Annotated in this window: 17 protein-coding genes; 12 read left to right on the top strand and 5 right to left on the bottom strand. The window is 60.9% G+C overall.

The annotated features are described in order from the left end of the window. The first annotated feature begins 245 nt into the window (after positions 1-245). Both purL and N645_RS16650 read left to right on the top strand, forming a co-directional pair. Positions 246-4,112, top strand: a complete 3,867-nt coding sequence (gene purL, locus N645_RS0105680; protein ID WP_024460545.1) for a phosphoribosylformylglycinamidine synthase — start codon at positions 246-248, stop codon at positions 4,110-4,112. 16 nt (positions 4,113-4,128) lie between these two features. After that, positions 4,129-4,779 carry a DUF3313 family protein gene (locus tag N645_RS16650; protein ID WP_024460544.1) on the top strand — a complete coding sequence of 217 codons (651 nt, stop codon included), beginning with the start codon at positions 4,129-4,131 and terminating at the stop codon, positions 4,777-4,779. Positions 4,780-4,977: 198 nt separating this feature from the next. Here N645_RS16650 and N645_RS0105670 read toward each other — a convergent pair whose 3' ends face one another. Beyond that, entirely contained in the window at positions 4,978-5,799 is an 822-nt protein-coding gene (locus tag N645_RS0105670) for a universal stress protein (protein ID WP_024460543.1), read from the bottom strand. A gap of 179 nt (positions 5,800-5,978) precedes the next feature. Between N645_RS0105670 and N645_RS18435 the strand changes: the two genes are divergently transcribed. After that, positions 5,979-6,113 (top strand): hypothetical protein, encoded by a 135-nt coding sequence (locus N645_RS18435; RefSeq protein WP_255327662.1) that lies wholly within the window; start codon positions 5,979-5,981, stop codon positions 6,111-6,113. Between the two features lie 16 nt (positions 6,114-6,129). On the opposite strand, the gene rnt is transcribed toward N645_RS18435, so the two are convergent. Together rnt and pyrC are read right to left on the bottom strand one after the other, a co-directional pair. Beyond that, positions 6,130-6,768, bottom strand: a complete 639-nt coding sequence (rnt, locus tag N645_RS0105660) for a ribonuclease T (RefSeq protein WP_036160300.1) — start codon at positions 6,766-6,768, stop codon at positions 6,130-6,132. Positions 6,769-6,803: 35 nt separating this feature from the next. Continuing rightward, the gene (gene pyrC, locus N645_RS0105655; RefSeq protein ID WP_024460541.1) at positions 6,804-7,859 is read right to left on the bottom strand and encodes a dihydroorotase; all 1,056 of its coding nucleotides are present in this window, start codon (positions 7,857-7,859) and stop codon (positions 6,804-6,806) included. 125 nt (positions 7,860-7,984) lie between these two features. On the opposite strand from pyrC, the gene N645_RS0105650 reads away from it, so the two are divergent. The 9 genes from N645_RS0105650 (at position 7,985) to N645_RS0105610 (ending at position 17,978) form a co-directional block, all read left to right on the top strand. After that, positions 7,985-8,920, top strand: coding sequence for an OmpA family protein (locus tag N645_RS0105650; RefSeq protein WP_081665887.1), 936 nt, complete (start codon positions 7,985-7,987; stop codon positions 8,918-8,920). 163 nt (positions 8,921-9,083) lie between these two features. Beyond that, complete coding sequence (locus tag N645_RS0105645) at positions 9,084-10,475, top strand: DegQ family serine endoprotease (protein ID WP_024460539.1); 1,392 nt, start codon at positions 9,084-9,086, stop codon at positions 10,473-10,475. Positions 10,476-10,657: 182 nt separating this feature from the next. Next, positions 10,658-12,457, top strand: a complete 1,800-nt coding sequence (gene lepA / locus N645_RS0105640; RefSeq protein ID WP_024460538.1) for a translation elongation factor 4 — start codon at positions 10,658-10,660, stop codon at positions 12,455-12,457. Positions 12,458-12,479: 22 nt separating this feature from the next. Further along, the gene (gene lepB, locus N645_RS0105635; RefSeq protein WP_024460537.1) at positions 12,480-13,361 is read left to right on the top strand and encodes a signal peptidase I; all 882 of its coding nucleotides are present in this window, start codon (positions 12,480-12,482) and stop codon (positions 13,359-13,361) included. Between the two features lie 31 nt (positions 13,362-13,392). Continuing rightward, positions 13,393-13,809 carry a DUF4845 domain-containing protein gene (locus N645_RS0105630; protein WP_024460536.1) on the top strand — a complete coding sequence of 139 codons (417 nt, stop codon included), beginning with the start codon at positions 13,393-13,395 and terminating at the stop codon, positions 13,807-13,809. Further along, positions 13,809-14,513, top strand: coding sequence for a ribonuclease III (gene rnc, locus N645_RS0105625; protein ID WP_024460535.1), 705 nt, complete (start codon positions 13,809-13,811; stop codon positions 14,511-14,513). Before N645_RS0105630 ends, rnc begins: the two co-directional genes overlap by 1 nt. Before the next feature lie 3 nt (positions 14,514-14,516). Then, positions 14,517-15,416 (top strand): GTPase Era, encoded by a 900-nt coding sequence (era, locus tag N645_RS0105620; protein ID WP_024460534.1) that lies wholly within the window; start codon positions 14,517-14,519, stop codon positions 15,414-15,416. A gap of 15 nt (positions 15,417-15,431) precedes the next feature. Beyond that, positions 15,432-16,151 (top strand): DNA repair protein RecO, encoded by a 720-nt coding sequence (gene recO / locus N645_RS0105615; RefSeq protein WP_024460533.1) that lies wholly within the window; start codon positions 15,432-15,434, stop codon positions 16,149-16,151. Positions 16,152-16,268: 117 nt separating this feature from the next. Beyond that, on the top strand, positions 16,269-17,978 hold the full coding sequence (locus N645_RS0105610) for a hypothetical protein (protein ID WP_024460532.1): 1,710 nt from the start codon (positions 16,269-16,271) through the stop codon (positions 17,976-17,978). A gap of 29 nt (positions 17,979-18,007) precedes the next feature. Here N645_RS0105610 and N645_RS0105605 read toward each other — a convergent pair whose 3' ends face one another. Both N645_RS0105605 and N645_RS0105600 read right to left on the bottom strand, forming a co-directional pair. Next, positions 18,008-18,595, bottom strand: a complete 588-nt coding sequence (locus tag N645_RS0105605) for an SCO family protein (protein ID WP_024460531.1) — start codon at positions 18,593-18,595, stop codon at positions 18,008-18,010. 98 nt (positions 18,596-18,693) lie between these two features. Then, positions 18,694-20,568: a DUF5060 domain-containing protein gene (locus tag N645_RS0105600; RefSeq protein WP_024460530.1), complete on the bottom strand. Its 1,875-nt coding sequence runs from the start codon at positions 20,566-20,568 to the stop codon at positions 18,694-18,696. Positions 20,569-20,598: the final 30 nt, after the last annotated feature.

Below are 20,598 nucleotides of genomic sequence, written 5' to 3'. Positions count from 1 at the left end.
CAATTCTAAAGCTTGTGGCTGTGAACTGCTAGCTTGTTTTCTGATCAAAAATGGGTTAAGTGACTCGGTATCTGTTCAAATTTTAGCCGATCAGGCGGTCTGTGTCGACTTTGGTGCCAGATTCCCGACGAACGGCTCCACTGAGCGTGTGAGGTGGGCGCCCGGTAAGAGCTGCCATTGGCGGTCATTTCAAGTACAATTGCGCCCTCTTCAAAACCCTCCGAACCTCTGAGGTCCTGATCGACATGCTGATTTTGCGCGGCGCCCCCGCACTTTCGTCTTTCCGCTCCGAAAAACTCCTGGCCGGCCTACAGGCCCGGGTTCCCGCCATTACTGGCCTGAGCGCCGAATATGTGCACTTTGCCGACCTGGACAGTCCCCTGTCGGACGACCAGCAACAGACGTTGGCCCAACTGCTGACCTACGGCCCGAAACCGGAAACCGAGGCGGGTCACGACGGCCAGCTGTTTCTGGTGGTGCCCCGCCCCGGCACCATTTCTCCCTGGGCATCGAAGGCGACGGATATCGCCCGCAACTGCGGTCTGACTCAGGTTCGTCGCCTGGAGCGCGGCACAGCATTTTATGTAAACGGTGAATTTGGCGACACGGATCACTCGGCCGTCGCCGAGCTGTTGCACGATCGGATGGTGGAAACCGTGATGTCGGAGCTGGAGCAGGCCAGCCGTCTGTTCCAGAAGCAGGCGCCGGCGCCGCAAACCAGCGTGGATATCCTCTCCGGTGGCCGCGAGGCGCTGGTTGTGGCCAACCGGGAGCTGGGCCTGGCCCTGGCGGACGATGAGATCGACTACCTGGTGGAGAGCTTTCAGGGCCTGGGCCGCAATCCGGTCGATGTTGAGCTGATGATGTTCGCCCAGGCGAACTCCGAGCACTGTCGCCACAAGATTTTCAACGCGTCCTGGACCCTGGACGGAGAAGATCAGCCGCGCAGCCTGTTCAAGATGATCAAGAACACCCACGAGCAGGGCGGCGAGCAGGTGCTGTCCGCCTACGCCGATAACGCGGCGGTGGTGGAGGGGCCGGAAGCCGGGCGCTTCTATCCGGACCCGGACTCCCAGACCTACGGTTTCCATCAAGAGCCGATCAACCTGCTGATGAAGGTGGAGACTCACAACCACCCCACGGCCATTGCCCCTTTCCCGGGCGCGGGTACCGGTGCCGGTGGTGAAATCCGGGACGAAGGCGCCGTGGGCCGGGGCTCCAAGCCCAAGGTGGGCCTGAACGGGTTTACCGTCTCCAACCTGCAGATTCCCGATTTTGAGCAGCCCTGGGAGCAGAGCTACGGTCGCCCCGGCCGCATCGCCAGTCCCCTGGATATCATGCTGGAGGGGCCGATTGGTGGGGCCGCGTTCAACAACGAATTTGGCCGCCCCAACATCAATGGTTACTTCCGGACCTTCGAGGACGACTTTGACGGCGAGCGTCGCGGCTACCACAAGCCGATCATGCTGGCCGGCGGTTACGGCAACATCAAAACCGAACACGTCGACAAGCCGCCGTTTACGGCGGGCGCCAAACTGGTGGTGCTCGGTGGCCCGGCCATGTTGATCGGCCTGGGTGGAGGTGCTGCTTCCTCTATGGATTCCGGTAGCTCCACCGAGGATCTGGACTTCGCCTCGGTACAGCGCCAGAACCCGGAAATCGAACGTCGCTGTCAGGAAGTCATTGACCGCTGCTGGCAGCAGGGCGGCCAGAACCCCATCGCCTTTATTCACGACGTGGGGGCGGGTGGCCTGTCCAACGCCTTCCCCGAACTGGTGAAAGACGGTGGCTGCGGTGGCGCCTTTGAGCTGCGCAATGTCCCCAATGACGAGCCGGGCATGAGCCCTCTGGCAATCTGGTGTAATGAATCCCAGGAGCGCTACGTACTCGCCATTCAGCCCGAAGACCTGGAGCGCTTTGAAGCCCTCTGCCAGCGCGAGCGCTGCCCCTATGCCGTGGTGGGTGAGGCGACCAGCGAGAAGCACCTGCTGGTGAACGACAAGCACTTCGATGCCAAGCCGGTGGATCTGCCCATGTCCGTGCTGTTTGGCAAACCGCCCAAAATGCACCGCAGCGCCGAGCGCTATCAGGCGGCCACCCAGAGTTTTGGCACCGCCGAGCTGGACCTCAATGAAGCCGCCGAGCGGGTGCTCAAGCACCCGGCGGTGGCCAGCAAGAACTTCCTGATCACCATTGGTGATCGCTCGGTCACCGGCATGGTGGCCCGGGACCAGATGGTCGGCCCCTGGCAGGTGCCGGTGGCGGACTGCGCGGTGACCACGGTCAGTTACGACAGCTACCGGGGCGAAGCCATGAGCATGGGCGAGCGCACCCCGGTGGCGCTGCTGGATGCACCGGCCTCGGGCCGGCTGGCCATTGCCGAAGCCATCACCAACATTGCCGCGACCCGCATCGAGAAACTCTCCGACATCAAGCTGTCTGCCAACTGGATGTGCGCGGCGGGCCACAAGGGCGAAGATGAAAAACTCTACCGCACCGTCGAGGCGGTGGGTATGGAGTTGTGCCCGGCCCTGGGCATCACCATTCCGGTGGGTAAGGACTCCATGTCCATGCGCACCGCCTGGCAGGACGAGGGTCAGGAAAAGGCTGTGACCGCGCCGCTGTCACTGGTGATCTCGGCGTTCACGCCCGTGCTGGATGTCCGCCAGACGGTCACCCCGCAATTGCGGCTGGATAAGGGCGATACCGACCTGATTCTGGTGGATCTGGGTAACGGCAAGAATCGCCTGGGCGGTTCCATTCTGGCGCAGGTCTATAACCAGATGGGTGAGCAGTCCCCGGACCTGGACAGCGCCGAACAACTGAAAGGCTTTTTCAACGCGGTTCAGGCGAGTCTGGCTGAAGAGCAGCTGTTGGCTTATCACGACCGCAGCGATGGTGGCCTGTTTGCCACCCTGGTGGAGATGGCCTTTGCCGGCCACTGCGGCCTGGATGCCGACCTGACCGGGCTGGGTGACGACGCTCTGGCGGCGCTGTTCAGTGAAGAGCCGGGTGCGGTATTGCAAGTCCGGCGCGAAGACCGCGATACGGTGCTCGCCCGTTTTGAGCAGGCCGGGGTACCCGCCAGCGTCATCGGCCAGCCTAATGATGAAGATTGGGTGCACCTCAAAGCCGACGGCGAGCTGATCTTTGATCAGTCCCGGGCCATTCTGCAGACCCTCTGGGCGGAAACCAGCTACCGCATGCAGGCCCTGCGGGATAACCCCGAGTGCGCCCGCCAGGAGTTTGAACAACTGCTGAGCGATGATCCGGGCCTGAGCGCCGAGCTGACCTTTGATCCCGCCGAGGACATTGCCGCGCCCTATATTCAGACCGGTGCCCGCCCGGCGATTGCCGTGCTGCGCGAGCAGGGTGTCAACGGTCAGGTGGAAATGGCGGCCGCGTTTGACCGCGCGGGTTTCCGGTCGGTGGACGTGCATATGAGCGATATTCTCTCCGGCCGTCGTTCGCTGGAGGAGTTCAAAGGGCTGGTGGCCTGTGGTGGTTTCTCCTACGGTGATGTGCTGGGTGCCGGTGAGGGCTGGGCCAAAACCATTTTGTTCAATCCCCGCGCCCGGGATCAGTTTGCCGCTTTCTTTGATCGGGCGGATACCTTCAGCCTCGGGGTGTGCAACGGCTGTCAGATGATGTCCAACCTCAAGTCCCTGATACCGGGCACCGAGCACTGGCCACACTTTGTGCGCAACCGCTCCGAACAGTTTGAGGCCCGTGTCAGTCTGGTCCGTATCGACGAATCGCCGTCGGTGTTGCTCAAGGGCATGGCCGGTTCTCATCTGCCGGTGGCGGTGGCCCACGGTGAGGGTCGGGCGGAATTTTCCGCCGATCAGTTGTCACAGTGTGACACCAGTGGCCTGGTATCCCTGCGTTATCTCGACAATCACCTGGCGGTGACCGAGCGTTACCCGGCCAACCCGAACGGATCGCCGAAAGGCATCACCGGGGTGACCAGTCGCGATGGCCGGGTCACCATCATGATGCCGCACCCGGAGCGGGTTTACCGCTCGGTGACCAATTCCTGGCACCCGGACAGTTGGGGCGATGATGGCCCCTGGTTGCGTATGTTCCGCAATGCCCGGGTCTTTGTAGACTGATCAGAAGAGGCGGGTTATGCAGCGTCGTATTTCCGGTGGACCTCGTTGGCTGGGCTTGCTGGCCGTAAGCCTGCTGATGGTGGGCTGCGCCAGTACGCCGGAATCCGAGGAGCGTGAGCGCGCCGAGTCGGCGGGTGAGGACGACGCCTTGGTGGCCACTCTGGACGACCCCGCACTGGATGGTGTCTTTGTGGTGCCGGGGGTGGATTTCAGCGGCTACAACTCCCTGCGGGTGCCGGCGCTGAATCTGGATGAGTGGCGCTCGGCCGGTCGCGAGCTGCCCCTCCAGGCGCTGAATAGCAATGACCGCCAGTTTTTCCGTCAGACCTATACCGAGTCCCTGGTGCATACCCTGGTGATGCGCGGCGACTACGCGTTGGCCATTGATCCCGGGCCGGGTGTGCTGGAGGTGCGGGGGCAGCTGCGTCAGGCGGTTCAAGCGCCGGAGGAAGGTTCCGGGGCGCCGCGGGGCACCATCGTGATGTTGCTGACGTTGGATCTGTACGACAGTGTGTCCGGCGATCTGGTGGCCACCATGACCAGCCGGCAACCGATTGATCGTTCATTGAATGAGCGCAATAGCCCGCTGACCGCCATGCAGGTGCAAAGGGCGTTTCTCGAATGGATGGCGTGGTTTCGGGAGGAGTTGGACGCGTTGCGTCAGTAGGGGAGGTCAGTAAGCGGGATTGTTACGGCGGATGCGCTTCGCTTATCCGCCCTACGCGAACTCCGTGGTATTCGTCGTGGGGTGCGCGCTTTGTGCGCTTGAGAAGCGTTGAAGCGGTTACGTTGGCAGGGCAGGTCGCGTAGGGCGGATAAGCGCCGTCAGGCGCGCATCCGCCGTAACCAAACGTGGCCTTAAACCTTACTCGTGGTTAATCACCATCACATCGTCATCCAACCCCGCAATCAGACGCTCGGCGGTGTTACCACGACGCGAAGTGGTCATACCGTTCTGCCCCAGGGTACCCATCACCACCAGGTCGGCATTGATCTCATCCGCCACCTCGGCAACCACTTCCGATGTATAACCATTGTTCACGTGAATGCGATCCTGCTCCAAGCCGGTTTCACGCACCAGGCGGCCGCGGTCCGGGTAGTTCATGGAATCCAGGTAAGCATTCACAACGTGCAGCTCGGCATTGTAAAGCTGGGAGTAATGACGGGCCTGCTCCAGAATGATTTTGTTCAGCTCGCGCTGTACCTCACGCTGCGCCTGGAAGTTGACCGCGGCCAGAATGACCTTGCGGGCTTCTTTGGCGCCCGGACGGATCAGGACCACAGGGCAGGGCGCCCCTTTGAGCAGCTCCCACTTGGATTCGGTAAAGGTGAAGCGGGTGTAGTTCACCTTGGCGTGTACCGGCAGGTAAATCAGGTCGGCACTGAAGCGCTTGGCGGACTGCATGATGGAGGCCTGCCACTCGCTGGACCAGGACACTTCGATCAGGTACTCAATGCCGGCATCTTCCAGAGGCTTCTTGATCATGGCATCGAACCAGCGCTGGTCGCGGAACAGCTTGTCGTTACTGGCCCGGGTATCCACCGCGTCACCGTCAACGGCGACGAACACATAGACGTAGGGTTTTACATCAAGCAGCTTGGCGGTCACCGCCACGCGCTCCAGGGCGATGTGCTGCTCGTCGTTGGGATCGACAACGACAAAAATTTTCTGCTGAGGGGTCGTCATAGTGGCTCCTGCTGTGGTTCGAATTCGATACCTTGATTGTTTTTAGTGTTAAACGCTAAGCATAGCAATCGGAGAAACGTTTTTACAGAGATAATTTTTCCCCCGGGGTCATGGGGTTAGCGACGAATTTGGATTACCATGGGGGCAAAAGTTCCCCACTATGACAGGAGATGAACACCATGCCGAATGACAAGCAGTGGCAGAGACGGTCGGATGAATGGGTCAAGGCGAGCCATGAGTCCCGCAAGCGCAAGGAAGAGGAGCGCCGTCAGCGCAATAGTGGCCACCCGAAGCGGTCAGCACAGGAGAAATAAGCGGCCCAGAGGCCGCCTACACTGATTCAGAATCCTCGGTCTCGCCCGGCATGGGCGGGGTCCAGCCCCCCAATTGCTTCCACTGGTTGACGATATAGCAGAACAGCTCGGCGGTCTTCTCAGCGTCGTAACCGGCGCTGTGTGCCGCGCTGTTGCTGAACTCTATACCGGCTACCCGGCAGGCCTTGGCGAGCACGGTCTGTCCGCAGGCCAGCCCGGCCAGGGTCGCGGTATCAAAGCAGGAAAACGGGTGGAAGGGGTTGCGCTTGATGTTGCAGCGCGCCACAGCGGCATTGACAAACCCCAAGTCGAAATGGGCGTTATGCGCCACCATGACCGCCCGGGTGCAGCCATGGGCGCGTACCGCGCGGCGTATCGCCTTCATCAGGTCCGGCATCACCATGGATTCCGGTTCGGCGGGGCGGTCCGGGCTCTCCAGGTCGATGCCGGTGAAATCCAGGGCCGATTGCTCGATATTCGCGCCTTCAAAGGGGTCGACGTGGAAGTCGAAGGTCTCGTCCGGGCGCAGCGTGCCGTCCTCGTCCATAGTGAGGGTGACGGCGGCAATTTCCAGCAGAGCGTCGGTGGCGGCGTTGAATCCCCCGGTCTCGACGTCAATGACGACCGGCAGATAGCCGCGAAAGCGGCTCGCCATGGGTGAATTCGGGTCTTTGGCGGCTTCCGGTTGATTCACGCCGCCCCCTCAGTCCCAGTGGTCGTCAGTTTCCAGCGCAGCGCGTCGCCGGCACCCAGTGGCACCACTTCGGTGTCCGCCATGGGCAGCGACGGTGGCAGTTGCCACTCGGTCCGGGTCAGGGTGACGGTGTCGGTATTCCGGGGCAAACCGTAGAAATCCGGCCCGAAATGGCTGGCAAATGCTTCGAGTTTGTCCAGCGCTCCGGCGTCTTCAAACACCTCGGCGTAGAGCTCAATCGCCGAATAGGCGGTGTAGCAGCCCGCACAGCCACAGTCGGCTTCCTTGCGGCCCTTGGCGTGAGGTGCCGAGTCGGTGCCCAGAAAGAACTTGGGGCTGCCGCTGGTGGCCGCTTCAATCAGCGCCTGTTGGTGGCGGTTGCGCTTGAGAATCGGCAGGCAATAATAATGTGGCCGAATGCCGCCCACCAACATATGGTTGCGGTTGTAGCGCAGGTGGTGGGCGGTAATCGTGGCGGCGACGCGATCGCCGGCCTGGCGGACAAAATCGACCGAGTCGGCCGTGGTGATGTGCTCCAGCACCGTGTGCAGCGCCGGAAAGTCGGCGACCAGGCGGCTGAAGGTGCGCTCCAGAAAGATCCGCTCACGATCAAAAATATCGATGTCGGAGTCGGTCACTTCACCGTGTAACAGAAACCGCAGCCCCTCTTTCTCCATGGTCTCCAGCACCGGGTAGAGCCCGTCAATGTCGGTCACACCGGAGTCGGAATTGGTGGTGGCGCCCGCCGGGTAGAGCTTGCACGCGATCACGCCGGCGGCCTTGGCGGCGCGAATGTCTTCCGGGGTCGTGTTGTCGGTCAGGTACAGCACCATCAGGGGCTCAAATTGGCTGCCGGCCGGTCGGGTGGCCAGGATGCGATCCCGATACGCCACGGCGGCTTCGGCCGTGGTGACCGGCGGCACCAGATTGGGCATGACAATGGCGCGCTGGAACTGCGCAGCCGCATCACCCACGGTTCGCGGCAAGGCATCGCCATCGCGCAGGTGGATGTGCCAGTCGTCGGGGCGGGTAAGGGTCAGTTGCTGAGTCATGGACACCGTCGTTGGGCTGGAATCGGGCTAAAGAGCGGGCATGCTACCAAAATTGCCGTTAAAGCGCAGCCATCCGGTGCCGATAGAGACGGTATGAGTGTGAGACAGCCGATGAGCGATAACCCATGATGACGCCTTCAGGGCCCCGTGTTGTGCCGCAGTACCGCAATAACGTTCTGTGGGCGCCGCTATGGTGTCTGCTGTCGGCATGCGTGCTGGTGGTTGGGGCGCGAGCCGAGCAGTTTCGCGGTCCGGTTGCCCAGGCAAACTGGCAACTGGACGCGTCCGTGTTCGAGTGTCGTCTGGTTCAGCCTATTCCCCGGTTTGGCAGCGCGGTATTCACCCGTCGTGCCGGTGAGGCGCAGCGGTTTGTGTTGCAGCAGGCCAATCGGCATCTGGCAAACGGTGAGGCTCAAATCCGCTCCGAGCACCCCGAGTGGCGCGAGACCGCTCAGCCCGAGGCGCTGGATGCCGTATCGGTGCAGTCCGGCGCCCAGCCCCTGGTCGTGGATTGGCAGCGCTCCCAGCGGCTCGCGGCGGAGTTGCGCACCGGGCGACGCCTGATCATTTCTTATGCCCCCTGGGATGGACGCGAGCAAAGGGCGGAAATTGTGCTTGAGCCGGTGGGGTTCCGCGCGGGTATGGACGGTTTTAACGACTGTCTGTCCGGGTTGTTGCCGGTCAACTTTGACCAGGTGCAGCGCAATGCCCTGTATTTTCCCGCCGGTTATGTCGACCTTCCCGAGTCCGAGCTGGAAAAGCTGGATCGCATCGCGCTGTACGCCTCGGCCGATGACCGGGTCACCCACTTCTACGTGGATGGCCATACGGATGGCCTCGGACTCAGAGCCGAAAATCTCGAGCTGTCCCGGGAGCGGGCGGAAATGGTGACCCAGTATCTGGTTGAGCGAGGCGTTCCCGAGCAAAAAATCATCACCCGCTGGCATGGCGAGCGCTATCCCGTCGGCTCGAACCGCGACCCCGAAGGCCGCGCCGAAAACCGACGCGTCACCATTCGTCTCGAACGCCGGGACGAGCGGTTGTCTGCCCAAAGGGATTGACCCCTGATCGCCACCCTTGACGTTTCGATATCCGCCCTCATTGTCGTTCCTGATAAATCCCTGACAAATCAATGTGACGACCCATGGAATTTATGATGCCAGCGTCAGTCAAAGCTGGCTCTATCCATTGAACTTACCGTTATTGACTTGAGAGGAATGGTTCATGACCGATACGAAGGTGTCCCGTTCGCCGCTGGCGGTTTATCTGATGAGTCTGGTCTGCCTGCTCGCGCTGGCGCTGCCGGCTCAGGCGCGCGATCTGCCGGATTTCACCGAACTGGTGGAAGCGCATTCTCCCGCCGTGGTCAAAATTACCACCCAGGGACGCGTTGAAACCGGTAACCGGATTCCCTATCAGGAAGATATTCCGGATATGTTCCGGGAATTTTTTGAACGGCGCATGCCTCAGGAGAGGGATGTGCGTTCCATGGGATCCGGGTTTGTAATTTCTGAAGATGGTTATATTCTGACCAACTATCACGTCATTGAAAACGCTGACAATATCTACGTGCGACTGATCGACCGGCGAGAGTATACCGCCGAGGTAATCGGTACGGACGCCCGGTCTGATCTCGCCCTGCTGAAGGTGGATGCCGAAGATCTGCCGTACCTTCGCTTCGCGGACTCCGATAGCGTCAAGGTCGGGCAGTGGGTGCTGGCCATCGGCTCGCCCTTTGGTCTGGATTACTCGGTCAGCTCCGGGATCGTCAGCGCCATTGGTCGAAGCATTCCCGGCCCGAACAACGATACCTATGTACCGTTCATTCAGACGGACGTGGCGATCAATCCGGGTAACTCCGGTGGTCCGCTGTTCAACCTCGACGGCGAAGTGGTGGGTATCAACTCCCAGATTTACACCCGCTCCGGTGGCTCCATCGGCCTGTCGTTCGCCATTCCGGCGGGGCTGGCCAAAGAGGTGGTCGCTCAGTTGAAAGACAAAGGCCGGGTGGAACGCGGCTGGCTGGGCGTGGTGATTCAGGGCGTGAATCGGGACCTGGCCCAGTCTTTTGGCCTGCGCCGCGCCACCGGAGCCCTGATTTCCAATATTGATCCTGAGGGTCCGGCGGCCCGCTCTGGTCTGGAAGTGGGCGATATCATTCTCGAGTTTGACGGTCGCACCATCGGTGAGTCCGGAGATCTGCCACCGCTGGTGGGGCGCACCGAGCCCGGCTCGGAAGTACCCGTGGTGGTGATGAGACGGGGCGATGAGCGTACGATTGATGTGGAAATCGGCCTGTTGCCGGATCGGGATGGGCAGGTGGCCAGCAGCGGCCCAGATGGTCCGTCCTCGGGTGACCCGTTGGGTCTGACGGTGGAGGCGCTGCCCACCGATGCCCAGGTGTCCGGGGTATTGGTGACCCGGGTTACCCGTGGTAGTGCCGCCGCAGGCGCCGGCTTGCGTCCCGGCGACATTGTTACGCAGTTGGGCTACGAGATGGTCGACTCGGTGAGTCGCTACCGGACGCTGGTCAGTGACCTTCCCAAAAACGAGCCGGTAGCCGTGCGCTTCCTGCGCGATGGGCAGCCGGCGTTTACCACCCTGCGGATTGAGTAGCCCTCACAAACGGGCCCAGGGACGGGGTGGCTGGCCGGGCTCCCCATAGCCGGGGTCAGCCAAATACGCTAAACTGGCCGCCTTTGTCCGGCGGCTCCATCGGGCTCCGGTAGTGCCCCCAACGGGCACCCGGCCCCTCCCGCCGTTTTGCCAACCGCACCAACCTAAGAATTTGACGCCCAGTGACTGATCTCAGCCATATCCGCAACTTTTCCATCATCGCCCACATTGACCACGGTAAATCCACCATCGCCGACCGCTTCATCCAGGTCTGTGGCGGTCTGACCGATCGGGAGATGGCCGAGCAGGTGCTCGACTCCATGGACCTGGAGCGCGAGCGGGGCATCACCATCAAGGCCCAGAGTGTGACGCTGAGTTACAAGGCCCGCGATGGTAAAACCTACCAGCTCAACTTTATTGACACCCCGGGGCATGTGGACTTTTCCTACGAAGTCTCCCGCTCCCTGTTTGCCTGTGAAGGGGCGCTGCTGGTGGTGGATGCCGGTCAGGGGGTGGAAGCCCAGTCCGTGGCCAACTGCTACACCGCCATCGAGCAGGGGCTGGAAGTGATTCCGGTTCTGAACAAGATGGATCTGCCTCAGGCCGAGCCCGAGCGCGTGGCCCAGGAAATTGAAGACATCATCGGGATCGAGGCCACCGAGGCGGTGCGCTGCAGCGCCAAGTCCGGGGTGGGCATCGAGGATGTTCTGGAAGAGCTGGTGAGGCTGGTGCCGCCGCCGGAAGGGGATGTGGACGCCCCGCTGCAGGCGCTGATCATTGACTCCTGGTTCGACAAATACATGGGCGTGGTCTCGCTGGTGCGGGTCAAACAGGGCACCCTCAAGGTCAAAGACAAAATCATCACCAAGTCCATCGGCAAGTCCCACGTGGTGGACAGCGTCGGCGTGTTCAACCCCAAGCTGACCAAGCTCAAGGAGCTCAAGGCCGGCGAAGTGGGGTTTGTGATCGCCGGTATCAAGGACATTCTGGGCGCGCCGGTGGGGGATACCCTGACCCACGCCAATACCCCGGAAACGCCCGCGTTGCCGGGGTTCAAGAAGGTCAAACCGCAGGTGTATGCGGGCATGTTCCCGGTCGATGCCGATGACTTTGAGGATTTCCGCGAGGCGCTGTCCAAACTGACCCTGAACGATGCCTCCCTGTTCTTCGAACCGGAGAGCTCCGATGCTCTGGGTTTTGGGTTCCGCTGTGGCTTCCTCGGGATGCTGCACATGGAAATCATCCAGGAGCGGCTGGAACGGGAATACGACCTGGATCTGATCACCACCGCGCCGACCGTGGTGTATGAAGTGATCACCACCAAGGGCGAGACGCTGTATGTGTCCAGCCCCTCGAACCTGCCCGATCCGGGCGAGATCGAAGAAATGCGCGAGCCGATTGTCGAGGCCAACATTCTGGTGCCCCAGGAGTATCTCGGCAATGTGATCACCCTGTGCAGTGAAAAACGCGGCATGCAGAAAGACATGCAGTACACCGGCACTCAGGTCACGCTGCGCTACGACATGCCGATGAACGAAGTGGTGATGGATTTCTTCGATCGGCTGAAGTCCGCCAGTCGCGGCTTCGCCTCGCTGGACTACAGCTTTGACCGGTTTGAACCGGCCAACCTGGTGCGCCTGGATGTGCTGATCAACGGTGACAAGGTCGATGCCCTGGCGTTGATCGTGCATCGGGATCACTCCCAGAGTATTGGCCGTTCGCTGGTCGAGAAAATGAAAGAACTGATTCCCCGGCAGATGTTTGATGTCGCCATTCAGGCGGCCATCGGTGGCAATGTGATTGCCCGTTCCACGGTCAAAGCCCTGCGCAAGAACGTGACCGCGAAGTGCTACGGCGGCGATGCCTCGCGCAAGAAAAAGCTGCTGGAAAAGCAGAAAGCCGGTAAAAAGCGTATGAAGCAGGTCGGCCGGGTGGAAATTCCCCAGGACGCCTTCCTTGCCGTACTGAAGGTTGATAACTGATTACCATAATCATGGAACGCTTATGAGCAGCATTAATTTACCCCTGATTCTGACCCTGGCGGTGTTCGTTACGGGGTTGGTCTGGTTGTATGACGCCCTGGTTCTGGCCAAGCCGCGCAAGCAGAAACTTGACGCGGTGGACAAGCAGTTCGAGCGCGCCAACCTGGCGGACAAACACCAGAAAGAGGCCTATCAGCAAGCGCTTGAGGCAGCGGGCAAGGAGCCGGTGTGGGTCGAGTACTCCAAGTCCTTCTTCCCGGTGCTGGCGCTGGTATTTGTATTGCGCTCATTTATCGCCGAGCCGTTTCAGATTCCCTCCGGCTCCATGGAGCCCACCCTGGAAGTGGGAGATTTTATTGTGGTGAACAAATTCACCTACGGTATCCGGCTGCCGGTGCTGAACACCGAAGTGATTCCGGTCAACAAGCCCGAGCGTGGTGAAGTGATGGTGTTTTTCCCGCCTCACCAGCCGGAGACCTATTTCATCAAGCGGGTCATCGGGTTGCCCGGTGATACGGTGACTTACATTGACCACCAACTGACCATCAACGGCGAACCGGTGGAGGAAGAGGTTGTTGAAGTCAATCGATCCGCCCGTCCGGCCTACCGTGTGGTTCGGGAAACTCTGGGTGATAACACCTATACTGTACGCAAGCACCTCGAGCCCGGCCGCTACAGTCGGTACGGTTCCTGGGTCGTGCCCGAGGGGCACTACTTCATGATGGGCGATAACCGCGATGGCAGTCACGACAGTCGGGGCTGGAACGAGCTCAACCCCGGGAATGGCCCGGACCTGAGTTTTGTATCGGAGGATGCCATTGTGGGTAAGGCATTTGCTATCTGGATGCACTGGGATTCCCTGTTCAGTGTTCCGAGCTTCGAGCGCGCCGGCGCCATCCATTAACCGTTAGGCGTTCATCAAAGAGGGCGTACGCATGCAATTTCGACAATCTCAACGCGGCATTTCTACCCTTGGGTTCGTATTTGTGGTGCTGGTCGCTGTGGCCGTGCTGTTCACCGCTTTCAAGGTGGTGCCGGTTTACGCCGAGAACCGATACATTACCTCGGCCCTCAAGTCGTTGGCCAGGAATAACAATGACCTGTTCAGCATGAGCCCGTCGGACATTCGCGCCCAGCTCACCAAATTCTATACGGTCAACAATGTCCGCACCGAAGGCCGACGCAATATTGATATTGATAAGCGCGCCAGTAAGGTGTTGATCACCATTGCGTACGAAGAGCGGATTCCCTTCGTCCATAACATTGAGCTGGTATTCACTTTCAATAATCAGCTCGACAGCTCCGCCCCCGAGCGCTGCTGTAAACCCCTAGAAAGCAACAGTGGTAATTAGTGTCCGACCTTCTCAAACAACGCTTGCAGGCCCGCTTGGGTTACGAGTTTCGTGACCCGGCCCAGCTTGACCTGGCACTGACCCATCGCAGTCACGGTGCCCGCAATAACGAGCGCCTGGAATTTCTGGGCGACTCCATCCTCAACTTTATTATCGGCGAGGCGCTTTACCAGCAGTTTCCCGAAGCAAGGGAAGGGCAGTTGAGCCGCCTGCGCTCCCAGATGGTCAAAGGGGAAACCCTGGCCATGTTGGCGCGCGAATTTGAGGTCGGCGAATGCCTGCGCTTGGGCGAAGGGGAAATGAAAAGTGGTGGCCACCGCCGCGAGTCGATTCTCGCCGATACGGTGGAAGCCCTGATCGGGGCCATCTATCTGGAGTCCGGCTTTCAGGTCTGCGCCGAGCGGGTCAATGCCTGGTACCAGTCCCGCCTTCAGGCACTTTCCCTGGCTCAGCCCGCCAAGGATGCCAAAACCCGCTTGCAGGAATTTCTCCAGGCGCACAAGCTACCGCTGCCGGAATATGACGTGGTCGAGGTGGAGGGTGAAGCCCATGCGCATCAGTTCACGATCGAGTGCCGGGTGACGCCCATCAAGGAAACCGTCCGGGCCCAGGCCAGCAGTCGGCGAGTGGCCGAAAAACAGGCGGCGGCGGAAATGCTGGAAAAGTTGCAGAAAATCACCCTCAAACCGAAGCGCAAGGGTTAGGCCATGACAGATTCAAAACAACGTTGCGGCTATGTGGCCATTGTGGGTCGCCCCAATGTGGGCAAATCCACACTGCTCAACCATATGCTCGGCCAGAAGGTCAGCATCACCTCCCGCAAGCCCCAGACGACCCGGAACAATGTTCAGGGCATCAAGACGGAAGGCGACACCCAGATCGTCTTTGTCGACACGCCGGGGCTGCATCGGGCGGAAACCAAAGCCATCAACCGCTACATGAACCAGGCGGCAACCACCGCCATCAAGGATGTGGATGTGGTGATTTTCCTGGTGGACCGACTGGCCTGGACCGAGGAAGATGAAATGGTGGCGCAGCGGCTGGAAAACCTCTCCTGCCCGCTGATTCTGGCCATCAACAAAGTCGACAAGATTGAACAGAAAGACACGCTGTTGCCGCACCTGCAGAAGCTGAGCGAGCGGTTTCCCAAGGCGGAAATGATCCCGCTGTCCGCGTTGCGCAACACCAATCTGGATCGGCTCGAGGACTTGATTGTCGAGCGGTTGCCGGAGGGGATACATCTGTTTCCGGAAGATCAGCTGACGGACAAAAGCTCGCGCTTCATGGCAGCGGAAATGGTGCGTGAAAAAATCACCCGCCAGCTGGGTGATGAGCTTCCCTATCAGATGGCGGTGGAAATCGAAGAGTTCAAAGACGATGGCCGGATTCTGCACATCTCCGCCGTGGTGCTGGTGGAGCGGGATGGCCAGAAGCGCATTCTGATCGGCGACCGTGGCGAGCGTATCAAGCAGATTGGTCAGCAGGCCCGACTGGATATGGAAAAGCTGTTTGATCAGAAGGTGATGCTCAAGCTCTGGGTCAAAGTGAAATCGGGTTGGTCCGATGACAGCCGCGCCCTGCGCAGTCTGGGTTACGACGACCTGTAACGGCGGGGGCGCGATATGCGCATTGAGTTCCAGCCCGCCTATGTATTGCACACCCGTCCCTACCGGGATACCAGCCTGTTGCTGGATCTTTTGACGCCGGATTTTGGCCGGATTGGCGCCGTCGCCAAGGGGGTGCGCCGGGGTAAAAGCCAGCGTCGCCCCTTGCTCAACCCCTTCATTCCCATACTGGTCTCGCTCGGTGGCCGAAGCAGCCTGAAAACCCTCACGGCGGTGGAGGCGGATGGTATCGGTCATCGGCTGGCCGGCCTTTCTCTCTACAGTGGCTTTTACGTCAATGAGCTGATTGTGCGCCTGCTTGGAGAGCAGGATCCTAACCCGGATCTGTTTGACGATTACCGTTGGACGATGAATGCCCTGTCCACCAACCCGGCGGATGCCTCGCCGGAGCCGGTATTGCGTCAGTTCGAGTGGCGCCTGCTGGATGGGCTGGGTTACGGGATCAGCTTTACCGAGGAGGCGGACACCGGCGAACCGGTGCGTGCCGACGCGCTGTACCGCTTCGACCCCGAAGCCGGCTTCATTCCCACCTACAGTAGCCGTGACCCGCAGGAAACGCCCAAGCTGTTTGTGGGAGCGGATCTGCTGGCCTGCGCCCAGGCCGACTTTTCCGAGCCCCAGACCCTGATGACCGCCAAGCGCCTCAGCCGACTGATGCTGCACCCGCTGTTGGGGAGTAAGCCATTGAAAAGTCGGGACCTGTTCCGCCCGGCCTGATGAGTGCGTGAGGCCTGGGTCCGGTGATGGCGGCGAGGCCGGAAAACAATCGATTGACAGGTGGTAGGGCGGGGCGTAGCTTGGATTGCCCCTAAACGGAATTGTGAGGTAAATCCCATGAAACGGTTCCGCCCTCCCTGGTTTCCAGGTTTGATTCTGATTGCATTGCTGGCTGCAGCCTGCCAGCGCGATACGACCGACCGCACCGCCACTTCCGATACTTCGCCCGATAATTACCTGCCCGAAATTGCCCCCGTTGGCGCCACCCTGCTCGATGGCTTGGGTGATTACCACTTTCCGATCAGTCACCAGAACCCCGAGGCCCAGCGATGGTTTGATCAGGCGCTGATGCTGACCTACGGGTTCAATCATCAGGCCGCCGAACGCTCCTTTCTGAAAGCCGTCGAGCTGGACCCGGAGTGCGCCATGTGCTGGTGGGGTGCGGCGCTGGTGCTGGGCCCGCACGTCAATGCCGGCATGGACCCGGCCAACAATCAGGCCGCCTGGGAACGCCTGCAGGCAGCGCAAGCTCTGGCAGACAACGCGACTCCTCGCGAACAGGCCTACATTCGTGCTCTGGGGGCTCGCTACGCCGAGAGTCCCCCGGAAGACCGCTCAGCATTGGATCGTGCCTACGCCGATGCCATGGCCGAATTGATGGAGCAGTATCCCGACGATCTGGATGCGGCCGCTTTCTACGCCGAAGCGCTGATGGACCTGCAGCCCTGGGATTACTGGGACGGCGAAGGCAATCCTAAGGGTAATACGGCCGAGATTGTCGAAGTGCTGGAAAGCGTTATCGAGCGCAATGACGAACACGCCGGTGCCCTTCACCTCTATGTGCACGCGGTAGAGGCGTCGAACGAACCGGAGCGAGGAGTGATGGCGGCAGACCGGCTGCGTGATCTGATCCCGGGCTCTGGCCACCTGGTGCACATGCCCGCCCATATCTACGCCCGGGTGGGGCGCTGGCAAGACGCGGTGCTCGCCAATCAGCGCGCGATCGAAGCCGACAATACCTATCTGGCCGCCTGCCGACCCGGGCCCGGGGTCTATCCCCTGGGATACGTTCCCCACAACCATCACTTTCTGTGGTTTGCCGCGAGTATGACGGGTAATCGGGCGACCGCGTTGGCGGCGGCGGAGTCGACCTACGGGCGAACCAGTGACGAGGAGTTGATGCGGGCGCCAGGTCTGGAGGCCATGCAGAACTTCGCTCTGTCTCCCCTGTTCGCCCGGGTACGGTTCGGGCTGTGGGATGAGATCGCCACCACGCCCAAGCCGGCGGAGGATCTGCCTTACATGGTCGCCATGTGGGAGTATGCTCAGGGGATGGCCGCGCTGCGCAGTGGACAGGAATCTAAGGCGCGGGAACATCATGCGGCGCTGATGGCACTCACCGAAGATCCGCGCATTGAGGCCATGCGGGTCTGGAATCGGTACTCATTGGTGCACGGCGTGCGTGTGGCCGAGCGGACGCTCGCCGGGGAAATCGCCTGGGCCCGGAAAGACCTCGACGGTGCACTCTCGGCGCTCAACGAGGGGATGGCCATTGAGGGCGAATTGCCCTACGACGAGCCACCGGCCTGGCATGCCCCCGTGCGCCAGACCCTGGGGGCCATATTGCTCGAGGCCGAGCGACCGATGGAGGCGGAGGCGACTTACCGCGCTGAGCTTCGCCGGAACCCGGAAAATGGTTGGTCCCTGTTCGGATTGGAGCAGGCGCTGCGCGCCCAGGGGAAAAATGACAGTGCCGACGCTATTGGCGAGCGTTTTGAAAAGGCCTGGGCCCACGCGGATATTACCCTGACCTCTTCCAGGCTCTGAGGTATCGCCTGGCGCTCTGCCCGATCCGCTCAAGGGGCGGGCAGGGTGGCCAGATCCGCCGCCAGTCGCTCCGCGTCCAGGGGCGCCTTCCAGTAACCGACCAGCCGTGCTTCCGGATCGATCAATACCACAGCCGTCGAATGGTCCATGGTGTAGTCGCCTTCCGAGCCCAGCGGCACCCGCACATAGCCCAACTCCAGGCTGTCGAGCAAGGGGTTGAGTGCCGCGCGGGTTCCGGACAGGCCCACCCAGTCCGGGTCAAACCACCCCAGGTACTCCTGCAACAGCGCCGGCGTGTCCCGTTCGGCATCGACACTGACAAAAACCACCCGGTGATGCCCGGGTGTCTCCAGTTTATCCTCGGCGTTGCGGATGATGCCCAGAGTCAGTGGGCAGATATCGGGGCAGTGGGTAAAGCCGGAAAACAGCAGGGTCCACTGACCCAGCAGGTTGGTTCTGGAAAAGGCGGCTCCTGTCTGGTCGGTCAACCGGAACTCGGCGATCGGTCGGGGCGGCTCGGTCAGAGTGCCGTAGGTCAGCACCAGCGGTTCGTCTCGCTGAGTACAGCTGGCGAGCAGAAATAACGACAGACAGCAGGCGGGCAGGGCTCTGGACATGGTCGGCGACCTCGATGGCCCGGAGGAGTGGATTCAGTATCCTCCGGGCCACCGGCGACTGCAAGGAGCGCGCAGTTGAGCTGGCTTAAAGGTCGCCGTTAGCGTCCGGTTTTGCGCAACAGAACCACCCAGTCCTCTGTCGGCCGGCTGGGCGGATTGCCCAGACTGACCTCCGCGCCGCCCTGTACGTTGGTCACGCTTCCCGAGGACAGGTCGCCACCGGACACCGGGTTGTACCAATGGACCTCGAAGTCGTTGCTCAGCCCGCGCAGATCAATCTGATACTGCTCGGTGCCGGTGGGGAAATACAGGGCATAGATGTCGTCGTGCTTGGCCAGACAGAAGGCACCTTCCCGAGCCAAAAGATCGTGTGCCGGCGCCATGTCCCACCAGGGCAAGTAGGTCTGGAAGAACGTCATGGCGTGGCGGGTCAGTGACCAGAGCTCCTCCCGCTGGCGCCAGTCTTCCGAGGTCAGATCGTTGTGGGGATTATGGGCACCGAAATACCACTCCACGCCGGCCGCTCCGGACAGCAGGGTGCCCCAGAGCACATCGCCGCGCAGGCTCGGGTGACCGGGATCATTCGCGTCGGTGTCGGCACCGGTGTGCCACATGCCGATTTCATCCATGGTGATCAACCAGCCTCGACCGGCCTGCTCGGAACGCTGTTTCCACTTCATCACCACCTCATGGGCGTGCTCGCGGTCGTCCGCTTGCAGTGACAGGCCATCCAGACCTTCGACACCCAGCAGGGGTTCCAGTACTGGCTCACGGGTGCCGATTTCCGCATGGGTGTGAAGAAGAACGGGGTTCTGGTAGGGGTCCGCCTGCTCAAAAAAGCGTATCATGGCTTTGCGTTGTTCGGTGTTTTGCGCCGGAGGAGACCACTCGGCGTACCCGTTCTCTTCGCCCAGGTTCCAGATCAACCCGAGGTGATGGCCAAAGCGGGCGATCAGTTCCTGATAGTAGAGTGTGCGCATCGGACCGACATCGCCATCATCCAGCAATCGCTCATTCTCGGTTTCCTGAGTGACCATGTGAATGAGGATGCCTTTATTCTGCATGTGTTGAAACAGTTGCTCCCACTGTGCCAATCGGCTCACGTCAAAGCGGGTGAAATCCTCCGGGCTGGTATAAGGCCAGACATCTTTGCCGTCGCCCTCGATATTCAGGGTCAGGAGATAAATGGCGTTCATACCCTTTTCGGCGAGGTAGTTGACGGCGCCGAAGATGGATTTACCAGCCTCCCCGCGCAGGGTGGGGTCGCCCGGTTGCCAGTCTTGTCGGTGTGACTCGTACTGGTGCAGTTCGCTATTGGCGCTCGCTTCACCATCGCGAGCCGATGCGGCGATCCGGTAAGTGCCATCGAACCCTTCGTAGGCGAGAAAGTTCTCCGGGCTGTTGCTGCCGCCCTTGAGCCAGTACCGGTCGGTACCGGGGAAGTAAAAGTAGCCATCGTTCACCGACAGTCGGCCCAGGGCGCGAAAATCCGGTGCGCGTTTGTCGCTGGCCTCAACCATGAAGGTTCCGGTGGCGTTATCGAGTGGCAGGCTTTCACCGGAGTCTGCGCCGAGCGCGATTTTCTCCCCCCGCTCAAGTCGGGCGCGGTACTGCCACTGGCCGGTCTCCGGGGCTCTGAACTTCACCTGCCAGATGTTGCCGGCATCGGCGCCGCTCTCGCTGGCCTGGCCGTCGGCGGCATAGTAGCCGCGAATGGGGTATTCCTGGCCGTCATGAGTGAAGGTGACCATGAGCCGGTAATTCAGAAAGGGGTTGTCCGCGTCTTGCTCTGAGGTGTCGGGTCCCGCAAAATCGAGGGTGACGCTGTGCCACTGTTGGTACACAGGAAGGTCGCTCTCCGTGGTGGCTGACTCCCGATGTGGATCCGAACAGCCGATGAGCAGGGCCAGGCTGAGCATGCATATTCCGTAGCTCAGGCGGCGAGTGCTGTGCGTCAGGTAATGACCGATCATATTGCCTCCAGTGTCGTTATTTTATTGTGG

The sequence above is a fragment of the Marinimicrobium sp. LS-A18 genome, from assembly GCF_000463525.1.
GTDB classification, from domain to species: Bacteria; Pseudomonadota; Gammaproteobacteria; order Pseudomonadales; family Cellvibrionaceae; genus Marinimicrobium; species Marinimicrobium koreense.
This window is presented reverse-complemented; position numbering and strand designations above follow the sequence as displayed.

Bases quoted from the DNA above. Each gene is read 5' to 3' on its own strand.
- N645_RS0105645 (WP_024460539.1), top strand. From the start codon at position 9,084: ATGACCGATACGAAGGTGTCCCGTTCGCCGCTGGCGGTTTATCTGATG.
- N645_RS16650 (WP_024460544.1), top strand. From the start codon at position 4,129: ATGCAGCGTCGTATTTCCGGTGGACCTCGTTGGCTGGGCTTGCTGGCC.
- N645_RS0105600 (WP_024460530.1), bottom strand. From the start codon at position 20,568: ATGATCGGTCATTACCTGACGCACAGCACTCGCCGCCTGAGCTACGGA.
- pyrC (WP_024460541.1), bottom strand. From the start codon at position 7,859: ATGACTCAGCAACTGACCCTTACCCGCCCCGACGACTGGCACATCCAC.
- recO (WP_024460533.1), top strand. From the start codon at position 15,432: ATGCGCATTGAGTTCCAGCCCGCCTATGTATTGCACACCCGTCCCTAC.
- N645_RS18435 (WP_255327662.1), top strand. From the start codon at position 5,979: ATGCCGAATGACAAGCAGTGGCAGAGACGGTCGGATGAATGGGTCAAG.
- N645_RS0105605 (WP_024460531.1), bottom strand. From the start codon at position 18,595: ATGTCCAGAGCCCTGCCCGCCTGCTGTCTGTCGTTATTTCTGCTCGCC.
- rnt (WP_036160300.1), bottom strand. From the start codon at position 6,768: ATGGCGAGCCGCTTTCGCGGCTATCTGCCGGTCGTCATTGACGTCGAG.
- purL (WP_024460545.1), top strand. From the start codon at position 246: ATGCTGATTTTGCGCGGCGCCCCCGCACTTTCGTCTTTCCGCTCCGAA.
- N645_RS0105650 (WP_081665887.1), top strand. From the start codon at position 7,985: ATGATGACGCCTTCAGGGCCCCGTGTTGTGCCGCAGTACCGCAATAAC.
- N645_RS0105630 (WP_024460536.1), top strand. From the start codon at position 13,393: ATGCAATTTCGACAATCTCAACGCGGCATTTCTACCCTTGGGTTCGTA.
- N645_RS0105670 (WP_024460543.1), bottom strand. From the start codon at position 5,799: ATGACGACCCCTCAGCAGAAAATTTTTGTCGTTGTCGATCCCAACGAC.
- era (WP_024460534.1), top strand. From the start codon at position 14,517: ATGACAGATTCAAAACAACGTTGCGGCTATGTGGCCATTGTGGGTCGC.
- N645_RS0105610 (WP_024460532.1), top strand. From the start codon at position 16,269: ATGAAACGGTTCCGCCCTCCCTGGTTTCCAGGTTTGATTCTGATTGCA.
- lepB (WP_024460537.1), top strand. From the start codon at position 12,480: ATGAGCAGCATTAATTTACCCCTGATTCTGACCCTGGCGGTGTTCGTT.